Here is a 5140-nt window from a genome sequence, read left to right as displayed (position 1 = left end):
CCTTGGTGTCGTAGCCGGCCTCGAAGGCGGCGGCGCGCGGAATTACCGAGCCCGCCTCGCCGACCGGGTCGACGCAGCCGAAGATGATGTCGTCCACAGTGCCGGTGTCGAGGCCGTTGCGGTCGCGCAGCGCCTCGAGCGTTTTGGCGGCGAGCCGCACCGCCGGCACCTCGTGCAGCGAGCCATCCTTCTTGCCCCTGCCGCGCGGCGTGCGCACGGCGTCATAGACGTAAGCTTCGGCCATTTTCCTGCTCCTTGGGTTTGCCGCTCGGCGCGCTCAGAGCGAGCGCCCGATCAGCAATTTCATGATCTCGTTGGTGCCGCCGTAGATGCGCTGGACGCGCGCGTCGCGGTACATGCGGGCGATCGGGTATTCATTCATGTAGCCATAGCCGCCGTGCAATTGAAGGCACTCGTCGACCACCTTGCCCTGCAGGTCGCTAAGCCAGTATTTGGCCATCGAGGCGGTGACCGGATCGAGGCCGCCATCGATGTGGCGGGCGACGCAGTCATTGTAGAAGACGCGGCCGATCGTGGCCTCGGTCTTCAGCTCGGCCAGCTTGAACTGGGTGTTCTGGAAATCGATGACCGCCTTGCCGAAGGCCTTGCGCTCCTTGACGTAGTCGATGGTCAAGGCGAGCGCGCGTTCGATCATGGCGATCGCGCCGGTACCGATCTGCAGCCGCTCCTGCGGCAATTGCTGCATCAGCTGGACAAAACCCTTGCCTTCCTCGTGGCCGAGCAGGTTCGAGGTCGGCACGCGCACGTCGTTGAAAAACAGTTCGGAGGTATCGTTGGCCTTCAGGCCGATCTTATCGAGGTTGCGGCCGCGCTGAAAACCTTCGACCTGGTCGGTCTCGACGACGATGAGCGAGGTGCCCTTGGCGCCCTTTTCCGGATCGGTCTTGGTGACGACGATGATCAGGTTGGCGAGCTGGCCGTTGGTGATGAAGGTCTTGGAGCCGCTGATCTTGTAGTGGTTGCCGTCCTTCTCGGCGCGCGTCTTGACGCCCTGCAGGTCGGAGCCGGCGCCGGGCTCGGTCATGGCGATGGCGCCGATCAGTTCGCCGGTCGCGAGCTTGGGCAGCCATTTCTTCTTCTGCTCCTCGGAGCCGTAATGGAGGATGTAGGGGGCGACGATCGAATTGTGCAGGCCGATGCCGAAACCGTCGACGCCGACATGGCCGATCGCCTCGATGATGGCGCTCTCATGCGCGAAGGTACCGCCGGAGCCGCCATACTCCTCCGGCATCGAGGCGCAGAGCAGGCCGGCCGCGCCTGCCTTCAGCCAGCTCTCGCGGTCGACCATCTCGTTCTTCTCGAACTCGTCGTAGCGCGGCGCGATCTCTTCCGACATGAAGCGCGACGCCATGTCGTAGAGCATGCCGACCTCGTCCGCCGCCCAGGCGGGTTTTGGCAAGCCAAGAATTTCGGCTGGATTTGTCGCCACGATTTCCTCCGCGTTCCGACAGTTGTGGGCCGGCCTTGCCGGCCCGCCGAACCTAGAACGCTTCCGCCGGCAGCGCCATTAGCGTGTCCGCGCCACTGGAAATGCGGGCAAGCCGCGTCGCCGTCTCCGGCATGATCCGCTCCATGAAGAAGCGCGCGGTCACCAGCTTGTTGTCGTAGAAGGACGCGGCGCCATTGGCGCGTTCCGCCAGCTTGACGCCCGCGGCCCTGGCCATCTGCGCCCACATATAGCCCAGCGCCACCAGGCCGAAGAGATGCATATAGTCGGTCGAGGCGGCGCCCGCATTGTCAGGCTTGGCCATGGCGTTCTGCACCAGCCACATGGTCGCCGCCTGCAGGTCGTTGAGACCCTTCTTCAGCGCCTTGGTGAAGGGCGCCAGCTTCTCGTCGGCGCGGTTCTCCTCGCAGAACTCGGCGACCTCCTTGAAGAAGGCCTGCACCGCGCGGCCGCCATTCTGCGCCAGCTTGCGGCCGACGAGGTCGAGCGCCTGGATGCCGTTGGCGCCCTCGTAGATCATGGCGATGCGGGCATCGCGCACGAACTGGCTCATGCCATGCTCTTCGATGTAGCCATGGCCGCCGAAGACCTGCTGCGCCATCACGGCGTGGTCGAAGCCCTTGTCGGTGAGCACGCCCTTGACCACCGGCGTCAGCAGGCCGGTGTAGTCGTCAGCCGCCTGGCGGTCCTTGTCGTCGCCGGCGCGGTGCGCGACGTCCGACTTGATCGCCGTCCACAGCGCCAGCGCGCGGCCGGCCTCGTTGAAAGCCTTCATGGTCATCAGCGAGCGGCGGATGTCGGGATGGACGATGATCGGGTCGGCCTTCTTGTCCGGCGCCTTGGCTCCGGACAGCGAACGGCCCTGCAGCCGGTCCTTGGCGTAGGAGACGGCGTTCTGGTAGGCGATCTCCGACAGGGAAAGCCCCTGCAGGCCGACGCCGAGCCGGGCCTCGTTCATCATCGTGAACATGGCCTTCAGCCCGCCATTGGCCTCGCCGAGCAGCGTGCCTTCGGCCTCGTCATAGTTCATGACACAGGTCGAATTGCCGTGGATGCCCATCTTTTCCTCGATCGAGCCGCAGGAGACGGTATTCCTCTGACCGGGATTGCCCGAGGCATCGAGCTTCAGCTTCGGCACGATGAACAGCGAAATGCCCTTCACGCCTTCCGGCGCCCCTTCGATGCGGGCCAGCACCAGGTGGACGATATTGTCCGACATGTCGTGCTCGCCGGCGGAGATGAAGATCTTCTGGCCGGAGATCCTGTAGGTGCCGTCGGCGTTCGGCACCGCCTTGGAGCGCAGCAGGCCGAGATCGGTGCCGCAATGCGGCTCGGTGAGATTCATGGTGCCGGTCCAGGCGCCCTCGACCAGCTTCGGCAGCCAGGTCGCCCTCTGCTCGTCGGTGCCGTGGGTGATGATGGCGGCGATGGCCCCTTGCGTCAGGCCCGGATACATCATCAGCGCCATGTTGGCAGAGACCATATATTCGGAGACCGCCGTGTGGACCGTGTAGGGCAGGCCCTGGCCGCCGAACTCGGCCGGCGCGGCGAGCCCCATCCAGCCACCCTCGCGATACTGGTCAAAAGCCTCCCTGAAGCCCTTGGGCGTCGTCACCGAGCCGTCGCCATGGCGCACGCAGCCTTCCATGTCGCCGACACGGTTCAGCGGATGCATGACGTTCTCGGCAAGCTTGGCGCCTTCGGCAAGGATCGCCTCGAGTACATCGGGCGTCGCGTCGGAGAAGCCGGGAAGGTTGGAATAGCGCTGATAGCCCAGCACGTCGTTGAGCACGAACAGCGTGTCCTGGATCGGCGCCCTGTAGATCGTCATGCCTTCCTCCACCCTTGCGGTCTGGCCCTGCCAGCAAGTTCTCGATCAAAGCGCAGATCGGAGGCTGAGCCAATGTCGACGCCCCGATAGCAAATATTGACGTTTGCGTAAACGTCAATCTTGTCGCAGCCGGAAAATTTTCGATGCGTGGCCGCAAAAGATAAAGAGCCGCGCAACCCAGGTCGCGCGGCTCTCATTCGTCATCTGCTTTGCCGGAAATCGGCGAAGCGATTAACCGGCGGCGCTCGCCTGCGGCGCGCGATCCATCAGCATCTGGCGCACCGCCGTCATCGAAGTGCTCAATTCGTTGATGGCGTCGTCGATCAGCGCCCGCTGCTTCTGCAAGCGGGCGAGCTGCTTCTCTGACTTGTCGAGCGCCAGCCGCAACTGCTTGGTGTTGGAGCCGGTCGGATCGTAGAGATCCATCATCTGCTTGACGTCGCGCAACGAGAACCCGACCTTGCGGCCGAGCAGGATCAGCTTCAGCCGTGCCCTGTCGCGGCGCGTGTAGAGACGGGTCGAACCGTCGCGCTTCGGGTTGAGCAGGCCCTTGTCCTCGTAGAAACGCAGCGTGCGCAACGTCACGCCGTATTTCTTGGCCATCTCGCCGATGCGGACAAGGTCCTCGCCGGTTTCAGTCGATATGTCATTGGTGTTGGCCGCGGCTTCGCCGGCCGAAACAAGTTTCATGGTCACTGGCTTTCCCCGTCTGGTGGCGACGCGGTCCCGGACCTTGCGTCGCCTGAGTGGAAGCGGGGGCGTGCTTCCAGTCGTGGTTTCAACAAAAAAATCGCAAAAGGCGGGATCTGCGCACCTCTTACGTTTACGTCAATTCTATACCGATTGCCGGCTCATGACGCAAGGGCGTTCTAGGCTAAGAACGTTATGCCGCACCCATTGGCGGGCGATCCTGAAATCCGGAACGGTTTTTGAGGAGGCGCTCCGGGAACGGAAAGGCATATGCAAGTTCTTAAGCTTGGTTAACGCGTTGTTTACCACGTTGGGTGAAATGTGCGCATGTCGGTCACCCGTGGTTATCCTGTAGCGAATTTTTCACGGTTTTCGAAGCGCGGGCGAAAGGCCCGGGAGGCTTGGCCTCCGCCGCAGCAGAACCGCGCGGTCGCCTTCGTCCCGGCGGGACTTTGGGGAATCCGGCCAGGAGCCGGCCATTCTGAACACGGGCGCATCGATGAACAGCAAGCGGTCCTATCTCGATACTCTCAATGCCGGCAGGCAGCGCAGGCCGCACACCACGCTCGAGCAGCTGAACCGCTCGCTGGAAACGCTGGAGCAGCGGCTGGAGCGGACGCGCGAGGACACGGCCGAGCGCCTCGACCCTCGCCGCCAGCCGGAACCGCGCTACGCCAGCGCCCAGCCCTTTGGCCAGCAGCCGCGCTGGTATGACGACCCGCAGCCGGCACCGCGGCCAAAAGCGCCGGCGCCCGCGGCGCCCGCCTTCGAACAGAACTATCAGGCGATCGCCCGCGACATCGACCGCGTGCGCGGCCAGGAGGACAGCGTCGCCGTGGTCGGCAAGATCGCCGGCGAGCTGCGCGGCCTGCGCGAGGAATTGCGCCACCAGATGACCGCCGGGTTGAAGCGCGAATTCGACGCGCTTCGCCAGGACATCGAGCGCGCCTTCCAGGCAAATGGCCAGGCGGGCAAGGGCAGCGCCGAGCTCGGCCTCGAATTCGAGCGGCTGTCCGGCGCCATCCAGACGCTGGCCGAGAAGAGCGACGACCGGAGCGTCAACCTGCTCAGGCTCGAGCTGGAGCAGGTCAAGGGCGCGCTGGACACGCTGGCGCGCGAGGAAAGCGTGCGCGCGGTCGACCGCCGCTGGG

3 protein-coding genes and 2 pseudogenes are annotated in these 5140 nt (G+C 64.5%); 1 reads left to right on the top strand and 4 read right to left on the bottom strand.

From position 1 onward, the window contains the following. From EN780_RS27170 to EN780_RS27155, 4 genes and pseudogenes are all read right to left on the bottom strand, one after another. Positions 1-244 (bottom strand): annotated as a pseudogene (locus EN780_RS27170) (acetyl-CoA C-acyltransferase); the annotation flags it as partial. 33 nt (positions 245-277) lie between these two features. Continuing rightward, positions 278-1450: an acyl-CoA dehydrogenase family protein gene (locus tag EN780_RS27165; RefSeq protein ID WP_128275837.1), complete on the bottom strand. Its 1173-nt coding sequence runs from the start codon at positions 1448-1450 to the stop codon at positions 278-280. A 52-nt stretch (positions 1451-1502) separates the two neighbouring features. Continuing rightward, positions 1503-3299 carry an acyl-CoA dehydrogenase gene (locus EN780_RS27160; RefSeq protein WP_128275836.1) on the bottom strand — a complete coding sequence of 599 codons (1797 nt, stop codon included), beginning with the start codon at positions 3297-3299 and terminating at the stop codon, positions 1503-1505. A 231-nt stretch (positions 3300-3530) separates the two neighbouring features. Then, positions 3531-3989, bottom strand: a complete 459-nt coding sequence (locus EN780_RS27155; RefSeq protein WP_127285335.1) for a MerR family DNA-binding transcriptional regulator — start codon at positions 3987-3989, stop codon at positions 3531-3533. A gap of 499 nt (positions 3990-4488) precedes the next feature. On the opposite strand from EN780_RS27155, the pseudogene EN780_RS27150 reads away from it, so the two are divergent. Next, positions 4489-5140 (top strand): annotated as a pseudogene (locus EN780_RS27150) (peptidoglycan-binding protein); the annotation flags it as partial.

This window comes from Mesorhizobium sp. M4B.F.Ca.ET.089.01.1.1, assembly GCF_004022605.1.
Taxonomy (GTDB): domain Bacteria; phylum Pseudomonadota; class Alphaproteobacteria; order Rhizobiales; family Rhizobiaceae; genus Mesorhizobium; species Mesorhizobium abyssinicae.
This window is presented reverse-complemented; position numbering and strand designations above follow the sequence as displayed.